The organism is uncultured Campylobacter sp. (assembly GCF_905372745.1).
In the GTDB taxonomy this organism is placed as follows: domain Bacteria; phylum Campylobacterota; class Campylobacteria; order Campylobacterales; family Campylobacteraceae; genus Campylobacter_A.
This window is the reverse complement of sequence record NZ_CAJPQR010000018.1, coordinates 22,264-39,461: the sequence shown is the minus strand read 5'-3', so window position 1 is coordinate 39,461 and position 17,198 is coordinate 22,264. Positions and strand designations below refer to the sequence as shown.

Below are 17,198 nucleotides of genomic sequence, written 5' to 3'. Positions count from 1 at the left end.
ATTATAAACGATATAATTTTAAAATTTAGATAAATTTACATTTATCTTTTAGCAGCGTATACGACTAAAATTTAAATATAAATACAAAATAGGGCAAAAACGGCGACGGCTAAATTTGAGCTTATGAATTAACTTATTTGTAAGCGGCTATTAAGTAAAATCACCGCTTAAATTTTACAAAAAGGACGGCGGTGCAAGTAGATAAGTGCATATTTTTTTCCTGCGTCGCGCTGATTGCCGTTAGCGCGGTGTTTTCGCTCTCCTTGCCGGTTTTTACGGTGCTTTACTTTAACTACGAGCCTTATCATTTTTTCGTTAGGCAGCTAGCAGTCGGCGTCATAGGGATATTTTTGATGTGGGGCATTTCGCGCCTAGATCCCGATAAATCTTTGGTTTGGATAGGATTTTGTCTTTTTGGTTTTTGCGCTATAGCCATGGGCGCGATGCATGCCCTGCCTAGCTCGCTAGTTACCGATGCCGGCGGCGCTAAGCGCTGGATACGCTTGCCGGGATTTTCTCTAGCGCCGGTGGAGTTTTTTAAGATCGGCTTTGTTTATTTTCTAGCGTGGAGTTTTACGCGAAAGATTGACGGCACGAAAAAGAGCCTAAAAGAAGAATTCGGGCTTATCTTGCCCTATCTTTTTTTATTTTTGGTGGCCGTTTATCTCATCGCCATACTTCAAAACGACCTAGGTCAAGTCGTAGTTTTAGCTCTCACGCTTGCGGTGATGATGTTTTTTGCCGGTACCAGTTTTAGATTATTTGCCATCGGTATAGGGCTGGCGGTTATGCTGGCTAGTATCGCTATCGTCACGTCAGAACACAGGATAGCTCGTATAAAATCATGGTGGGGAACGATACAAAATATGGTCTTATCCATCTTGCCCGACGGGATGGCTGCGGCCTTGCGCGTCGAGGATACGGGCGAAGCGTATCAGATTTCGCACTCGCTAAATGCGATAAAGCACGGTGGATTTTTCGGCGAGGGGCTGGGCGCGGGCGTGTTTAAGCTAGGATTTTTAAGCGAGGTTCACACCGACTTCGTGCTAGCCGGTATCGCCGAGGAGATCGGGGTGCTTGGGATTTTTGTCATAACGGGAGTGATAGTATTTTTGCTTTATAGGATATTTCGCGTATCTGCTAAGGTCGAAAATAAAGTCTATCATCTTTTTACGCTAGGCGTGGGGCTTCTCATCTCGTTTTCGTTTTTGATGAACTCCTACGGCATCACCTCTATCACGCCGATCAAAGGCATCGCCGTGCCGTTTCTAAGCTACGGCGGCAGCTCTGTTTTAGCGCTTTGCATCGGTATCGGTATGGTGCTGTCGGTTAGTAAAAAGGTCAAAGACTAGGCCTTGGCCTAAATTTAGCTTGGCGATAAACGGGAGATTTGGCCGCTTTGCCTATAGATTTCCTAGCTGGACTCGGCTTTTGGCTAGACGGTTTGTTTGCGGCTAAATTTATCCGCAAAAAGCGGTTTTGCCTCGGCAAAAATCTAGTAAATTTACGCGGCGTCCTAGCAAAAAGATCTAAAATCTAGGCTTTAAAGAGCAAACCCGGCTAGCGGGCAACCGTCCGGTTTTTAGATTTTAAACGTCTGCCGCATTTAGCGGGTAAGGCGAGTTTAAGCGGGCGATTTATGTTTAAATTTAGCCCAAAAACTGTACCGTTTAAACCAGTCGCCCGTATATTTATCGGGGTAAATCGCTGCTAGGCGGCAATAAAATTTACGCTACTTTTGGGGCTAAATTTAAACGGCCTTTGCGCCGATTTTATTTAAATTTATTAGGCAAAAAATGAAAAACGAAAACTTAAATTTAACCGTCGGCAATGCACGCAGTAGCGCCGTAGTAGTCTGCGGCGGCGGTACCGGCGGACATCTAGCTATCGCAAAAGCCCTAAACGAGGAGCTCGTAGCGCGGGGCGAGAGAACGATATTTATCGGGTCTAGTAGCGGGCAGGACAAGATGTGGTTTGAAAAAGACGCGAGCTTTAGCGAGAAAATTTTTTTACCGAGCGGAGGGGTGGTAAATAAAAAAGGATTGGGTAAAATTTCGGCATTATTAAATATTTTTAAACTAGCGTTTAAATGCCGTAAAATTTTTAAAGAACATGGCGTAAAAGCCGTGGTAAGCGTAGGTGGATATAGCGCTGCGCCTGCGGCATTTGCGGCGATTATCTCGCGAAAGCCGCTTTTTATCCACGAGCAAAACGCCGTGATCGGCAGTTTAAATAAGCTTTTAAAACCGTTTGCAAAGGGCTTTTTTAGCTCTTATTTTAAGCCTATTTTTAGTTATCCCGTCGCGCAAAGATTTTTTGATACGGCTCGCGTTAGGGAAGATTTAAAAACTATTATATTTCTAGGCGGTTCGCAAGGCGCGGCTGCGATAAATAATCTAGCGTTAAATTTAGCTCCAAACCTACGCCAAAAAGGTATAAAAATCATACATCAATGCGGTAAAAACGCGCTAGAAAGTCTGCGCGCTCAATACGATAAGCTCGGCTTTAGCGGCGATGAGCTAGAGCTTTTTGCCTTTGATCCTAAGATCGAGCTAAAGATGCACGAGGCCGATATTGCCGTGAGCCGAGCAGGAGCCAGCACGCTGTGGGAACTCGCGGCAAACGCGCTGCCTAGCGTATTTGTGCCCTATCCGTATGCGGCGAATAATCATCAGGTTTATAACGCTAAGTTTCTAGTGGATCAAAATTTGGCTAAATTTTGTTTTCAAAAAGGCGGAGAGATAGACGCTAGCGAGGCCTTAGGTCTGATAGAGAGCATGAATATAAATGCCGTCTCAAGTGCGCTTGGCGGGCAAATAGTAAATGGCGGTGCACGAGAAATCATAAATGAAATATTAAAAAACATAAAATAAACCGGAAGCATAAAACCTGAAATATAAATCAAGCGTCTAAGGCGGCTATGCTTAGGTTTAATGCGTAAATACGGCAAAGGTCTAAATCCGTAGCTTGGCACTCGTCAAAAATAATTGCGCCGATTAGCGCGGCAGCATAGCTTTGCTACTTTGTTTATCAGATCAAAACTCGGCTAGCAAAACGGCGAAATCCGGACTAAACGAAGTGAGCTTACCTGACGAGCAAGGAGTCCCAAAACGGCGCAAATAAGGTAAAAATCCGCGATAAATCTAAATTTGCGGCTTGTAGCCCATCTAAAGTATCCTTATAGTTGGAAGCAAAATTCGGTGTTTTTGCTCGCGGAAAATTTTAAGCAGATATGTAAAACGTAATCTTAGGCGCTATCAAAACCTGATTTTGCGAGTCGGCAAATTTCTGAAAATAGTAAGGCTGACGGCGGTTTACCTCAGCGGCGGTAAAACGGAGCTCGCGTAGTCTGCGTTTTTGCCTGTTTTTACTAGCAGCGGCGCCCTTGCATTATCTTACTATCTGCAAATACGGTAAATTTATGTTTTATTTTGGCGCTATTTTGAGCGTGGGCATATTTAGGTAAAACGGTCTAGGATTAGCCGTTTAGGCTCATATAAGCCTGTAAAATCGGCGCTAGTAGAGCGCGGCTCAGGTGTTTTGAATCACGGTAAGGGCGGTAAAATTTCACGTTTGCGCTAATAGGCAAAAGCATAACTTAACGCCTAGTCTTAGGTCTTTCTTGTGTTTTATTTTACGGACTTACAAAACACATCTTATGCCTATTTTTGCCGCAATAGACGGCAAAGACGTTTGAGAAATTTACGCGTAAATCGTGCGTGGCGAGCTAGCGTTACCGATTTTTATGCCTTTATGAAATCTCATAAATTCCATAAAAACAGCCCCAGCGCTAGAGCAAGCCTCGCTGAAGTTTATGCACTAGCTCGTCGTAGCTGACGCCGGCACCGGCTAAAATTTGCCCCAGCAGCTTACCAGAAGCCTCCATGCCGCCGCTTTTTTCGGTCTCAAGCAGCTGCTTATATACGCCTTCGATAAATTTGACGCCCTTTGGATTTGGCTTGCGGCGGACGGAGTAGTAGCCGATGATCTCGCCGTTAGCGTCTAGCGAAGCCGTGATGTTGGCAAATACCCAGTAAAAGCCGCCGTCAAAGCTCTTGTTTTTAACGAACGCAAAGATTTCTTGCTTCGCCTTGATACGCTCCCACAGTAGCTTAAACACGATGCGCGGCATATCAGGGTGCCTGATGATGTTGTGCGGCTTGTGTAAAAGCTGCTCTTGCGTAGCGCCGACGATCTTTAAAAACGGGTGATTACAGTAGGTTATCCTGCCCTTTACGTCGGTTTTTGATACGATAAAATCTTCTTCTTTTACGAAATATTCTTTATTTTCATTCATTTTATGCCTTAAAATTGCGAGCGATTATAGCTAAATATCGTATAAATCAAGAAATTTACTTAGCAAAGCGGCTTTGGCAAGGCGGCAAGACGATAAGGCGAATTTGGTTTTGGCGCGGTTTTTGATGGGCTTTTTCGGTTAAATTATGCGCCGGTTCATAAGCCAAGCCGTATTTAACGAATAAAACATAAACAAATGAAAGAAAATTAGGCAAGGCGGGGGCTAAATTTTAGCTATTTAACGATTTTTTGAATTTGGATAAATTTAAGCAGGTTAGCGTTTAAAAAGGTAAGTAGAGCGCGTAAATTTAGATAAAACTCGGCGGCAAATTTAACTCCGCCGCCGAACCGAAAATAAAATTTAAGCCAAAAAAGGCTTAAATTTAGATCGCTTTTAGCAAGATTTTAGTTAGCTTTTTGCTAAACGCCGATGGATCGTCGATCGCGACGCCTTCGTTTAGCTTAGCCATATCTAAAAGCAGCTCCGCCGCATCATATATCATCGCCTCGTTTTGAGATAGTTTTTCAAAGAGCTCGTGCTTTGGATTTATCTCCAGTATCGGTAAAATTTTACCCGCGCTATGCCCCATCTGCTTTAGCATCATCTGCGTAGCGTAGTCGGGATCATTTTTATCATAGACGATGACGGCGGGACTTTGGCTTAGGCGCGAGCTTAGTTTCACGTCCTTGACCTCGTCTTTTAGTATCTCTTTCATCTTAGCTAGCAGCGCGGCGAATTTACCCTCGTCGGCTTCGTCTTTTTCCGGTTTGATCTCGGCGTCGATATCGGTATGATTTACCGCTTTTATCGGCGTTTTGTCGTAGTCTTGCACCATCGGCATGACGATAGAGTCTATCTCCTCGTCCATGATGAGTACTTCTATCCCTTCAGCCTTAAAGCTCTCTAAAAGCGGCGAATTTCTTAGCATAGTTTCGTTATTTCCGCTGATGTAGTAGATTGATTTTTGACCGTCTTTCATCGCGTCTTTGTACTCTTTTAGGCTGACTAGCCCCTCGCGTTTGCTTGATTTAAAGAGGCAAAGGTCTAAAATTTGCTCCTTTTCGCTGCTAAATCCGTAAAGCCCCTCTTTGATAACCTTGCCGAATATTTTATAAAATTTGACGTACTTTTCTCTATCTTTTTCTTTTAGCTTGGCTAGCTCGCCCAGGATTTTCTTGACGCTTTGCTCCTTTACGCTGCGCATTATGCTGTTTTCTTGTAGGATTTCGCGGCTGACGTTTAGCGGCAGGTCTTCAACGTCGATTATGCCGCGGACGAATCTAAGATACGGCGGCAGCATCTCTTTGGCGTCGTCGCTGATAAATACGCTTTTGACGTAGAGTTTTACGCCGCTTTGATAATCCACGCGAAATAGATCAAACGGCTCTGACGCCGGCACGAAAAATAGGGTAGTGTACTCAATCTTGCCCTCGGCTTTGGTATGCACGCAGAGTAGCGGATCTTCGCTATCGTGCGAGATTTGTTTATAAAAGTCGTTGTAGTCGGCTTCTTTTAGCGCGCTTTTACTCATTTTCCAAAGTGCGGAAGCCTTATTTATCTGCACGTTTTTGGTCTCGTACGAGCCCTCTTTTTCGCCCTCTTTAGGCGGCACGTACTCTTCTTTATCCGCAAATATCGGGTACGGGATGTGGTTGGAGTATTTTTTGACGATGTTTTCGATACGATAGGACTCGGCAAACTCGTCATCTTTTAGATAAAGCGTGATCGAGGTGCCGTGGCTATCTTTTTGCGCGGGCGATATTTCGTATGTTTTCGCATCCGAGCTCCACATAAAGGCCTCTTCGCCAAGCGCTTTCTTGCTCACGACTTCGATCTTATCCGCAACCATAAATGCCGAATAAAACCCGACGCCAAACTGCCCGATGAGCGCGCTATCTTTTTTAGCTTGGCCGCTTAGCTTGTCCAAAAAGCCCTTCGTACCGCTTCTGGCGATGGTGCCGAGGTTATTTATCAGCTCGTTTTTGTCCATACCGATGCCATTATCGCTGATCGTTAGCGTCTTTTTGTCCTTGTCTATTTTGATATCGATTCGCGGGGAGTAGCTTAGACTTTTGTAAGCATCATCCGTGAGACATAGGTAGTTTAGCTTATCCAGCGCATCGCTCGCGTTTGAGATGAGCTCGCGCAAAAATATCTCTTTGTTCGAGTAAAGCGAGTGTATCATCAAATTTAACAGCTCGTTTACCTCGGTTTGAAATTCAAATTTTTCGCTCATTTTTCGTCCTTTGTTTTAAAATTTTTGGCAGATTATAGCATAAAGTGCTAAGAATATCTTTAAACTTGATATGATTACTATCAACTTATCTAAATCGTTATCCTAAATTTAGTTATAAAGACGATATGAATACGAAAGCTAAATTTGAATTTGGAACGATAGTTGCTAAATCGCTTACGAATAGACAAAACGGCTTTGCCGCCATAAGCGCTTAGATTTTTTTGGGTAGCAAATGCGGTAAAATAAGACGGATTTGGACGCGTGAGGCTAAAATTTACGTAAGCTAGGCGCGCGGCTTGCCGAGCTAAATTTAGCAAGCCTATCCAAAGACGCTTGCCGAACAAACAGACTAATAAGGAAAATTAAATGAACAACGGCTACTACCAAGCAACCGGCGCCATGGTGACGCAGTTTAACCGCCTGGACGTCATCGCAAACAACCTAGCAAACATAAACACGATCGGTTTTAAACGCGACGACGTCGTAGTGGGGGATTTTGAGAGGATTTTTAAAGAGTATCGCGATGAGTTACCGATAGAAAATCATACGAAAGACGCGGCTAAATTTCTAAACAGAACTATCGACAGAGTGCCGCAAATTTCGGAGCAATACGTGGATTTTAGCCAGGGCGGGCTTAAATTTTCAAACAACGACCTTGACTTTGCGATGAAGCGAGAGGATTTGTTTTTCCTAGTCGAGGTGAAACCTGGCGACGTGCGCCTAACCAAAAACGGCTCGTTTAATCTCGACGAGGACGGATTTTTGGTAACTAAAGAGGGTTACAAGGTGCTGCCGAGCGATTATTTTACGAATAATTTTCAAGGCATCCAAATCCCGCAGGGCGAGCGCTTTTCCGCCGATAAAAACGGCAATCTCTACTCAAACGAGGAGCCGTTAGCTAGACTTTATATCGCGCAGTCAAAAGAGATACGAAATCTAACCAAAGAGGGCGATAATCTCTACGTTTTGCCGAATTTAAAGGAGCTTGAAGACGTGGGCGGCGAGATAGACGCGGTCGCGTGGAAATACACCCAAATTTCCAACGTAAACGCCGTAACCGAGATGGTCGGACTCATCGAGACGCAGCGCTTCGTCGAGATGTATCAAAAGGTGATGACGAGCCATATGGATGATCTAAATCAGGAAGCTATAAGCAAGCTCGCTAACACGAAAGTTTAAATTTAGCGTTATCTCTTTGACGTATTTGCGAGAGATTTAATTTTTACTCGCGGCGACAGGCTACGTGCCTAGTCTTGCTCGTAAAAATTTGCACAACTCGCAAATCCGCTCAAAGATATTTCCGCTAAGGTTTTTAAATTTTAATAAACATAAATCGCTATACATTAAAACCCCTGTCGCTAATATAAATTCAAAATACTTCCGCCAAAATATTTTCAAATTTCCCAAAATTTGCAAATTTGGAACGCCTTTTGCTAAATACCCAATAAATGCGAGAAATCGCGCCGAATTTGTAAATTTTAGACGTTCGCCAGGCATAAAAACAGTCGGCGACGTTTTATGCAAAAGCGTAAAATTTAAGACTGCAAATTTGGAATATATTTTGCAATGGTAAAAAGCGATGAGCCGTTTATTAGATACATAAAGATAAGCGGCAGTAGCTTGAAATGCAGACTAGGCAGTTTTTTGCGAGGCGAGGGCGCGTATATGCGATACGTAACCGAAGCCGAGGAAAAAATCAACGAAGTATACGCTCAAGATACAACGCGCTAAGAAAGGAAAACACGAAAATGATGAGGTCTATTTACTCCGCCGCCACCGGCATGATTGCCCAGCAAACACAGATCGACGTTACGTCGCATAACATCGCAAACGTAAACACTATCGGCTATAAGAAAAACCGCGCCGAATTTGCCGATCTGATGTATCAGGTCATGGAGTATGCGGGTACGGCAACCAGCGCCACGACGAAAAGCCCCACCGGTATCGAGGTGGGTCTAGGTGCGCGTCCAACGGCGATAACGAAGATATTTTCGCAAGGCTATTTTAAAGAAACGAGCAACAACCTCGATATGGTTATCGCTGGTAACGGCTTTTTCCAGGTGCAGCTTCCAGACGGCACGACGGCGTATACTAGAAACGGCGCTTTTAAGCTAGATAGCGAAGGCACGATCGTAAACTCCGACGGCTACGTGCTCCAGCCTCAGATGACTATCCCGGCCGACGCCACGCAGGTTTCAGTCGGCACCGACGGCACCGTCTCCGTACTACAGCCTGGCAACACCGAGATGACGCAGGTGGGCCGCATTGAGCTAGCAAATTTTATCAACCCAGCAGGCCTGCACTCTATGGGCGACAACCTCTATCTGCCTACGGGATCTAGCGGCGAGGTCGTAGTCGGTACGGCGGGTCAGGACGGTCTGGGTACGATCAGGCAGGGGTTTGTCGAGATGAGTAACGTGCAACTGGTAGAGGAGATGACCGACCTCATCACCGGTCAGCGCGCGTACGAAGCAAACTCAAAGGCGATCACGACGAGTGATGATATGCTCTCTATCGTAAATAGCCTAAAGAGATAGCCTAAAATAGGCTAAATTTAGCCGCCTAGTCAGAGATTTGCTTTGCAAATTTGACGGAGTAGGCGGCTTTTTAAATTTAATTAATCAAAACGGCCAAATTTGAGTTAAATTTTAGCCGTTTTTTAACGGCTCTTTATTTGCTTAGGATTTTGTGATTATCGCAACCTTGTTTTAAGCCCATATCGCAAGCCTTACCGAAATACTTCTTGGCCACTTGTTTATCTTTGATTACGCCTTGGCCTTCTGCGTATAGAACACTGAGATTGTAGTAGCCGTTTGTGTAGTTCGCCTAGCAAGCCTTGGTGAAAATCTTCGCAGTCTTTTTGTAGTTTTATTTCACGCCGAAACTGTTTCTATAAAATTCCCTGAGAGATGCACAGCTAACAGGGCTTTCAATCTCGCATGCCTTTAAATTTGATTTACTTCATGTCGGTGCGGGTCAAATTTGTTTTAAGTAAAATTTTGCGTCTAGATTGCTTTTAGTTACCTTAGTCTTTGGCTTGGCTAAATTTCATGCCGTTTGTGAGTCGTCGGTTTTGCTTTTTGGTATATACTGACCCTTGTTGCAAGCATAGCACAATAGAAAAACCAAGATACAAATCGGAGCTATGAAGACTCCGTATAAAGTGCCCGCGCCGTTTAACTCGTCCTGAGAGCCTCCCATTGCTGAGGATACAAACAGTAAAACTGGAAATAGAATTAAGATCAGACTAGCTATATTTTCAAAAGTAAAAACCGCTAGGCTAACGTCTTGATTTTTTACGAAAAAAATACTGTATTTTTTGACTGAGTCGAGCTTTAAATAAAAAGCAGTTAAACCAACCGACAAAATCATAACAGCAAAAAATAAAACGGTTTCGGATACATTGTCATTGATATATTCATCAAACCGCGTAGAAATCAGCGGAATAAGCGATGAAAACGTCAAACCATTGTTGCAAGCATAGCACAATAGAAAAACCAAGATACAAATCGGAGCTATGAAGACTCCGTATAAAGTGCCCGCGCCGTTTAACTCGTCCTGAGAGCCTCCCATTGCTGAGGATACAAACAGTAAAACTGGAAATAGAATTAAGATCAGACTAGCTATATTTTCAAAAGTAAAAACCGCTAGGCTAACGTCTTGATTTTTTACGAAAAAAATACTGTATTTTTTGACTGAGTCGAGCTTTAAATAAAAAGCAGTTAAACCAACCGACAAAATCATAACAGCAAAAAATAAAACGGTTTCGGATACATTGTCATTGATATATTCATCAAACCGCGTAGAAATCAGCGGAATAAGCGATGAAAACGTCAAAATGATAGGTAAAAATGCCAAAAATAGCATCACCGCGCGCCTGATAAATCTATGTCTATCATACCGTCTTTTTAGGTCCTCGGGGATAGCAGCAAATTTCTCGTCCAACTCTTTTGTATCAGTTTGAGTTTTTGTATTCACGATTTGCTCCTTCAAGCACTCAATTCTAGGAATTATAGCAAATACATCGAATTTAGTATAGCGATTCGTTCACCTTTATCCAATTTTTTTAAATTTTTAGCTATCATCGCGCTTTTATTAAGGAAAATTTTTGCATTTTAGTTACGTTTTTAAGCTCAGCGTTCCGATATTTATGGGCTATTTTCCCCTCGGCGTCGCTTTTGGGATACTGGCTAAAAGCATGGGCGTTAGCGCGTTTATCGCCATCGCTCTTAGCACGCTAGCATACGGCGGCGCGGCGCAGTTTATGATGCTTTCGCTTTTTAGCGCGGGTACGGGGCTTTTGGAAGTTTTTATCGTGAGCTACCTTGTAAATTTACGCCATACTTTTTACGGGCTGGCGCTTTTAAAAGAGTACAAAGACCTAAAATACCGCCTTTTAAATATCGCGACTCTCACGGACGAAACCTTTGCGATATTTAAGGCGCTCAAGATCTCGGACGCGGCGGAGCGCAGTTATGTTTTTACGCGCTTAAATTTGATCTCGTGGCTCTACTGGGCGGCGGGAACGGCGGTCGGATGCCTAGCCGGCGGGCTGATAAAGGTCGATACGAGCGGGCTTGAGTTTAGCTTAACCGCGCTTTTTATCGTTATCGTGATGGAGATGTTTAAAAACGATAAAAATTATAAAGTGCTAGGCGCGGCGTGCCTGTTTGGAGTCGCCGGCGTAGCGCTCATGCCCGCTAAAGCGATGCTGGTAGGCTCGATGGCGCTTTGCTTTATTTTTATTTTAGTTTTTAAGGATAAGCTTTGATAAGCGTGAGTTCTAGCGAGTGGATGATATTCGCCGCCGTTTTGCTAAGCGCGTTTGCGACCTTTTTGACGCGCGCTGCGCCGTTTTACGTCATCAAAAACTATAAGCCTAGCCCGTGGCTTAGCGCCGTGGAGCGACGCATGGGGCTGATGATAATGGTTATCTTGGTGTGCTACGGACTAAGAGACGTTAAATTTGACGTTTATCCGTACGGACTAAACGAAGCGGCAGCCGTTTTTACCGCGGTTTTAATTTATCTGAAATTTAAAAATACCCTGCTTAGTATCGCGGTTTCGACGGGTATTTATATGGCGCTAATCAGGCTTACGGCCTAAACGGAGGTTTTATGAAAAGAGTTACTATACTAGCAGTGGGCGGCACGGTAGCGGGAAGCGGCCCCGGATCGCTTGATGCGAGCTATACCTCAGGAACCGTTACGGTGGATAAACTAATCGCAGCGGTGCCTGAAATCAACAAGATAGCGACCATCAAAGGCGAGCAGATCTCAAACATCGGCTCGCAGGAGATGAACAACGAAGTTTGGCTAAAGCTCGCAAACAGAGTGAACGAGCTGCTAACTAGCGGCGAGGCCGACGGCGTCGTCATCACGCATGGAACGGACACGATGGAGGAGACGGCGTATTTTTTAAATTTAGTCGTCAAAAGCGACAAGCCGATCGTGTTTACGGGTGCTATGAGAAACAGCGGCTCGCTAAGCGCGGACGGCCCTCTAAATATCTTTAACGCCGTAAACGTCGCGGTAAGCCAAGAAGCCGCAGGCAAGGGCGTAATGGTCGTGATGAACGACGAGATCCACGCGGCGCGCGAAGTAACCAAAAGCGATACGACGGCGGTCGATACCTTTAAATCTCCAAACAGCGGCAAGATCGGCACGGCGTATTACGGCAACGTCAAATTTTATATGAATCCTACGCGCAAACACACCGTAAATTCGGCATTTGATATCGCAAAGATCAAAGAGCTTCCAAGAGTCGATATCATCTACAGCCACGCAAACGACAACCCGGATTTTATAAATTTAGCCGTCAAAAACGGAGCTAAAGGCATCATAAACGCCGGCATGGGTAACGGAAATCCATTCCCAAGCGCGCTTGAGGCTCTAGGCGAAGCGGTTAAAGGCGGCGTAGTAGTCGTGCGAGGCTCGCGCGTAGGTAGCGGCGAGACCACGCTAAACGGCGAGGTGGACGACGGCAAATACGGCTTTTTGGCCAGCGACAACCTAAATGCGCAAAAAGCCAGAGTGCTTTTGATGCTTGCGCTTACGCAGACTACGGATAAGGCTAATATCCAGGAGCTTTTCCTAACTCACTAGGCGCGCGGCGTCTCGCGAGCGCTTTTGAAAGAGCTAGTAAAATTTTGGCTCGATGAACTATGTGTTCTATCTGCGCCAAAATTTTACGTCGCAACTCTCAAAATCATCTCGCGATACTTGCGCTTTATTTCTATTTTTATTAAGGTGGATTTGCTAAATTTACGGTCCGCCGTCTCTTTCATAAATTTCATTTTTCGGCGGCTTTTGCTGCGACGAATTTATCTTAAATTTGCGTTTAAAATTTACGCGCTAAACGGCGATTTGCAAGCGTAAATTTTATCTTTCGTTAGGTATAATCGATTATTTTAATTTAAGGAGCGAAAATGGGAATGAGCGCGCACTATTACGCCTATGCGCAGGGCGATATCGAGGCGATAAAAAACGGTGGCGACAGCGGGGCGCTGGACGAATACGACCTAGATAAAATGTGGGACGCGATGCATAAAACGCTAACTGGCAAAAATATGTTTGAAGCGATGAGCGCGGGCGAGATTTTCGCGACGCCAAATCCGCTTAGCTGGGCGATTTTCGGACGCGGCATGGCTGGCGAGGAGGGAGGCGAGGCGATATCTTACGTGGGCGCAGATGATGTGAAAGCCGTAGCTAAAGCGATGCAGAGTACCGATATAGGCGCGCTTTTAGCAAACGTAAATTTTACGGACTTCGGTGCGGCGGGCACTTACCCCGAGATATGGGAGTACGAGAGCGAATTTGAGGATATCAAAGCCGAGCTAAAAGAGTATTTTATCGGGCTTTTGAACTTTTATCAAAATGCCGCCGACAAAGGCCTTGGCGTGCTGATAGTGATAGCGTAATTTCTAAATTTTACTGCAAAACCCGCTAAACGGTCGGTTGGCTTTGGAGTTATTTTGCGGGGTAAATTTAAACCCGCGTATATAAACTTAAATTTGCGGGTTTAAATTTGTGCGCTTAGAGATTTACTTGCTAAATTTGCACTCCGCCGTTCTAAAAAACGCAAACAAAATGCCGCAGACAAATCCGCTAAATTTACGCGCCCGCGCATAACAAATCAAATTTCCGCCGCGATATAAAAACAAAAACGACGACTGAAGTAAATTTTGCTAAATTTCCGCCGCCCGCGCGCCGTTTTTTATCTTAAATTTATAAAATTTGATTTACTATTTTTTCAAAATTTAAGGCGCTTTATGAACTACCTGCTTTTTATCGTTACATTTTTTCCGATCAGCCTGATGCCCGGTATCAACATGACCTACGCGATGAGTATCGGCATGAGCCTAGGCTACGTGCGTGCGCTACCGATGATGGCGGGGCAGCTCGCCTCTCTGGCTTTCGTAGGTATTTGCTGTATGCTTGGCGTTGGCGCAGTTTTGGCGCATTATAGCTTCGCGTTTAAGGTTTTAAACATCATCGCAGGCCTTTATCTACTATATCTTGGCGCTATGCTGTTTTTTAGCAAGGGGCAGCTTAGTATCACGAAGGTTACGCAGCTACCGAGCAAAAAGCAGATGTTTTTAAACGGCGCCGTGGTCTGCATCTCAAATCCTAAGGCGTGGATTTTTCTATCGGCTTTGCTGCCGACTTTTTTGGACGCGAACGATCCTTTTAGCTTGCCTCGTATATTTTCTATCACCGTTATGCTCGTTTTTATCGAGTTTTGCTCGCTTAGCCTCTATGCGCTGGGCGGAGCGATACTAAAGAAATTTTTGCAAACCCACCTGCGACTTTTGGAGATTTTTACGGCCGCCATCATCTGCGTCATCGGCATTTTGATGATGCTTCGCTAAATTTACCCGCCGATTTCTCGTTAAATTTGATAAAATAGGACAAAATTTATCGCCTTGCCCGTTAAATTCGGGGCAAATTTAAGGAAAATAAATGTTTAAAATTTTAGTCGCCGAGGATGACGAGAATTTAAATAAAATCATCTGCCTAAAGCTCGCTCAGGAAGGCTTTTCTCCGCTTGCGGCTTTTGACGGAGAGCAGGCTATAAAGCTACTAGAGAGCGAGCGTGCCGACCTTGTGATCACCGATATCATGATGCCAGGGCTTAGCGGATACGAGCTAACCAAACAAATCAAGCTGCTAGACGAGTCGCTGCCGGTGCTCATGATAACGGCAAAAAGCGGCATGGAGGGCATGGAGAAGGGCTTTGTCACGGGGGCGGACGACTACATGAGCAAGCCCGTAAATTTAAAAGAGCTGATTTTACGCATAAACGCGCTTTTGCGCCGAGCTAAGATCGCTAGCGGCAAGCGGCTGAGGTTTAAAAACTCAGAGCTTGACTATACGGCCCTTAGCCTAAAAATCGGCGGCGAGGCCGTGGAGCTCGCGCCAAAAGAGTTTTATCTACTCTTTTTACTGCTCTCAAATCCTAGCAAAATTTTCACTCGTCTTGAAATCATGCAAGAAATCTGGGGCTACGACACGGATAGCGACGAGCGCGCGGTCGATACGCACGTAAAAAAACTACGCCGCAAGCTAGAAGGCTGCACGGACTTTAAGATAGCTACGGTACGCGGCATCGGCTATAAGGGCGAAATTTACGAGTGAGGGGCGGGGGAGATAAAGTGAAAATTTTAAAAGCTATTTTAGCGGCGGCATCGGCGGTTTGCTATCTAAACTCGGCCGTTTTACCGCAAAGCGACTGGATCAAAAAGGATCTAAAAGGCGAGGTCAAAAGCATGACGGCTACGGAGTACGAATACTCTATAGACGGCTCGGGCGCGCTAGAAAATACGCGCGTGAAGCGAACGGAGTTTAACGAAAACGGCTATATAGTGCAAGAAACCGAACACATAAACGGCGTACCAAACAGCTCGGTTTTGTTTGAATACGGCAAAGACGGGCTAATCCGCAAAAAATATCAAGATAGCGCCGTTTATCTCTATGAATACGAATTTGACGGCGAAAATTTAGTCGCGACGGCCAAAGAGCAGCACGTGGAGGATAGATTTTACCCGCACACGGAGAAAACCACTTACGGCAAGGACGGCAAAATGATCGCTAGGACGGTGTATTCCGGCGGGACGCTAGTGATGGACGATAGCTACGTCTACGACGAAAAGGGCGTTTTAACGCGGATAGAAAATAATATGGAGCCGCGGCACGGTATAGAGATAAGTTACGAGCGCAAGCAAAACGGCGAATATGAAAAAATCACGCAAGCCCCGGGCTCAAAATGGGTTTATTACTACGCCGCAAACGGCGACGAGATGGAGTATACGTCGGTAAATTACTTCGGATCTGAGGCAAAAATCGGGCAAATCTTACAGTTTAAAGACATAATCAGGGATGAGCGGGGAAATTTGACGCATAAAACCTCGGTCAAATTTAAGCCCGTGGACAAATACTACGAAAACGGCGACATAAAAGAGATCGGTCTATATAAAAAAATGGAAATAAAATATGAATACTACACAAAATAAGAAAAAATATCTAATCAGCCTAAAAACCTACACCGCGGCGATGTTTATCTTCGTCTTTTGCGTGCTTTGCATCGCGGCATCGGCGGCGATACTGGCTTACGAGCGGATATTTGAGGTGAAGCTTGGGATGTTTTGGGGCATCATCAGCTTTTGCGCGATCGTGATGGGCGCGGGCGGAGCGATATTTTATGCCGTAACGGCGTATTTTTTAAGATACGTCGAGAACTTTAGGCTAGCAGCCGGCAAGATCGCTAGAGGCGACTTTGCCGTTAGGGTTTCGCGTAAGAACTGCAAACGCGGCGCGGATAGCGAATACCTGCACGAGCTAGACGAGCTGGCGGCAAATATAAATTTGACCGCGGCGGCGCTAGAAAAAATGGACTACATGCAAAAAGACTTCATTTCAAACGTCTCGCACGAGCTAAAAACGCCCCTAAGCGTCATCAGCGGCTACTGCGAGATCGCACAGGACGAGACGGACGAAGCGCGCAGAAACGAGTATCTAGACCTCATAAAAGAGCAGGCAAACTCGCTAAGCAGTCTGTGCGAGGATATGCTGCTGCTCTCGCGCCTAGACAGCCAAGCGGGCGTAAATTTGGACGAGAACGTGCGCGTAGACGAGCAGCTGCGAAAGGCTGCGGCGATGCTAATGCAAAAGTACGACGGGCGGGAGTTTGATCTGGATCTAGCCGCCGTAAGCGTACGTAGCAACGCCTCGATGCTGGCGCAAATTTGGCTAAATTTGATGGATAACGCGCTAAAGTATTCGGCCGCGGACGTCGGCGTGAGCTGCCGCGAAGAGGGCGGTTGGCTTGTAGTGCGCATTAGCGACGAGGGGGCAGGCATAGAGGCTAAAAAGCTAGAAAAAATCTACGATAAATTTTATCAATGCGAGGAGTCGCACAAGGGCAAAGGTAGCGGCCTGGGGCTATCTATCGTGCGGCGTATCGTTCATCTTTTAGGCGGAGAGATAAGCTATGAAAGCGAGCCTGGACGTGGCACGACCGTGAGCGTAATGATCCCAAACGCGCGTAAAATTTGAGGCAAAACGCGGCTAAAATAGTTCAAATTTGCGCTTCTTTAGCGGGCGAATTTAGCTATCGGGGCGGGCGGCAAATTTTACTTGCGGACGCAAAATTTGACGAAAATTTAAA

General features: G+C 45.2%; 16 protein-coding genes and 1 pseudogene. 13 read left to right on the top strand and 4 right to left on the bottom strand.

Features of this window, described 5'->3' with window-relative positions:
- Window positions 1-191 precede the first annotated feature (191 nt).
- Both QZ157_RS06620 and QZ157_RS06615 read left to right on the top strand, forming a co-directional pair.
- Window positions 192-1,352 carry a putative peptidoglycan glycosyltransferase FtsW gene (locus QZ157_RS06620; protein WP_295143395.1) on the top strand — a complete coding sequence of 387 codons (1,161 nt, stop codon included), beginning with the start codon at window positions 192-194 and terminating at the stop codon, window positions 1,350-1,352.
- Between the two features lie 444 nt (window positions 1,353-1,796).
- Complete coding sequence (locus tag QZ157_RS06615) at window positions 1,797-2,873, top strand: UDP-N-acetylglucosamine--N-acetylmuramyl-(pentapeptide) pyrophosphoryl-undecaprenol N-acetylglucosamine transferase (RefSeq protein WP_295143392.1); 1,077 nt, start codon at window positions 1,797-1,799, stop codon at window positions 2,871-2,873.
- A 917-nt stretch (window positions 2,874-3,790) separates the two neighbouring features.
- Here QZ157_RS06615 and QZ157_RS06610 read toward each other — a convergent pair.
- Both QZ157_RS06610 and htpG read right to left on the bottom strand, forming a co-directional pair.
- Window positions 3,791-4,297 carry a PAS domain-containing protein gene (locus QZ157_RS06610; protein WP_295143389.1) on the bottom strand — a complete coding sequence of 169 codons (507 nt, stop codon included), beginning with the start codon at window positions 4,295-4,297 and terminating at the stop codon, window positions 3,791-3,793.
- Between the two features lie 382 nt (window positions 4,298-4,679).
- Complete coding sequence (gene htpG / locus QZ157_RS06605) at window positions 4,680-6,533, bottom strand: molecular chaperone HtpG (protein ID WP_295143386.1); 1,854 nt, start codon at window positions 6,531-6,533, stop codon at window positions 4,680-4,682.
- A gap of 366 nt (window positions 6,534-6,899) precedes the next feature.
- Here htpG and QZ157_RS06600 point away from each other — a divergent pair, with 366 nt between their 5' ends.
- The 3 genes from QZ157_RS06600 to flgG all read left to right on the top strand — a co-directional run bounded on the left by QZ157_RS06600 (window position 6,900) and on the right by flgG (window position 9,070).
- Entirely contained in the window at window positions 6,900-7,712 is an 813-nt protein-coding gene (locus tag QZ157_RS06600) for a flagellar hook-basal body protein (RefSeq protein WP_295143383.1), read from the top strand.
- 387 nt (window positions 7,713-8,099) lie between these two features.
- On the top strand, window positions 8,100-8,264 hold the full coding sequence (locus QZ157_RS06595) for a hypothetical protein (RefSeq protein ID WP_295143381.1): 165 nt from the start codon (window positions 8,100-8,102) through the stop codon (window positions 8,262-8,264).
- A gap of 17 nt (window positions 8,265-8,281) precedes the next feature.
- Window positions 8,282-9,070 carry a flagellar basal-body rod protein FlgG gene (gene flgG, locus QZ157_RS06590; protein WP_185899059.1) on the top strand — a complete coding sequence of 263 codons (789 nt, stop codon included), beginning with the start codon at window positions 8,282-8,284 and terminating at the stop codon, window positions 9,068-9,070.
- Between the two features lie 133 nt (window positions 9,071-9,203).
- Here the strand turns inward: flgG and QZ157_RS10625 are convergent.
- Both QZ157_RS10625 and QZ157_RS06585 read right to left on the bottom strand, forming a co-directional pair.
- A pseudogene (locus QZ157_RS10625) lies at window positions 9,204-9,332 on the bottom strand (SEL1-like repeat protein); the annotation flags it as partial.
- Between the two features lie 249 nt (window positions 9,333-9,581).
- Window positions 9,582-10,511 carry a hypothetical protein gene (locus tag QZ157_RS06585; protein ID WP_295143375.1) on the bottom strand — a complete coding sequence of 310 codons (930 nt, stop codon included), beginning with the start codon at window positions 10,509-10,511 and terminating at the stop codon, window positions 9,582-9,584.
- A 130-nt stretch (window positions 10,512-10,641) separates the two neighbouring features.
- Between QZ157_RS06585 and QZ157_RS06580 the strand changes: the two genes are divergently transcribed.
- The 8 genes from QZ157_RS06580 to QZ157_RS06545 all read left to right on the top strand — a co-directional run bounded on the left by QZ157_RS06580 (window position 10,642) and on the right by QZ157_RS06545 (window position 17,086).
- Window positions 10,642-11,304: an AzlC family ABC transporter permease gene (locus tag QZ157_RS06580; RefSeq protein ID WP_295143372.1), complete on the top strand. Its 663-nt coding sequence runs from the start codon at window positions 10,642-10,644 to the stop codon at window positions 11,302-11,304.
- Window positions 11,301-11,639, top strand: a complete 339-nt coding sequence (locus QZ157_RS06575; protein ID WP_363147889.1) for an AzlD domain-containing protein — start codon at window positions 11,301-11,303, stop codon at window positions 11,637-11,639. Before QZ157_RS06580 ends, QZ157_RS06575 begins: the two co-directional genes overlap by 4 nt.
- 11 nt (window positions 11,640-11,650) lie before the next feature.
- Window positions 11,651-12,637, top strand: coding sequence for a type II asparaginase (locus QZ157_RS06570; protein WP_295143370.1), 987 nt, complete (start codon window positions 11,651-11,653; stop codon window positions 12,635-12,637).
- A gap of 323 nt (window positions 12,638-12,960) precedes the next feature.
- A complete protein-coding gene (locus QZ157_RS06565) occupies window positions 12,961-13,452 on the top strand; it encodes a YfbM family protein (RefSeq protein ID WP_295143367.1) in 492 nt (163 codons plus the stop codon).
- A gap of 351 nt (window positions 13,453-13,803) precedes the next feature.
- Entirely contained in the window at window positions 13,804-14,403 is a 600-nt protein-coding gene (locus QZ157_RS06560) for a LysE family translocator (RefSeq protein WP_295143364.1), read from the top strand.
- Window positions 14,404-14,494: 91 nt separating this feature from the next.
- Window positions 14,495-15,169 carry a response regulator transcription factor gene (locus QZ157_RS06555; protein ID WP_295143361.1) on the top strand — a complete coding sequence of 225 codons (675 nt, stop codon included), beginning with the start codon at window positions 14,495-14,497 and terminating at the stop codon, window positions 15,167-15,169.
- Between the two features lie 17 nt (window positions 15,170-15,186).
- Window positions 15,187-16,044, top strand: coding sequence for a hypothetical protein (locus QZ157_RS06550; protein ID WP_295143359.1), 858 nt, complete (start codon window positions 15,187-15,189; stop codon window positions 16,042-16,044).
- Window positions 16,025-17,086, top strand: a complete 1,062-nt coding sequence (locus QZ157_RS06545) for a HAMP domain-containing sensor histidine kinase (RefSeq protein ID WP_295143356.1) — start codon at window positions 16,025-16,027, stop codon at window positions 17,084-17,086. Before QZ157_RS06550 ends, QZ157_RS06545 begins: the two co-directional genes overlap by 20 nt.
- The last annotated feature ends 112 nt before the right edge of the window (window positions 17,087-17,198 follow it).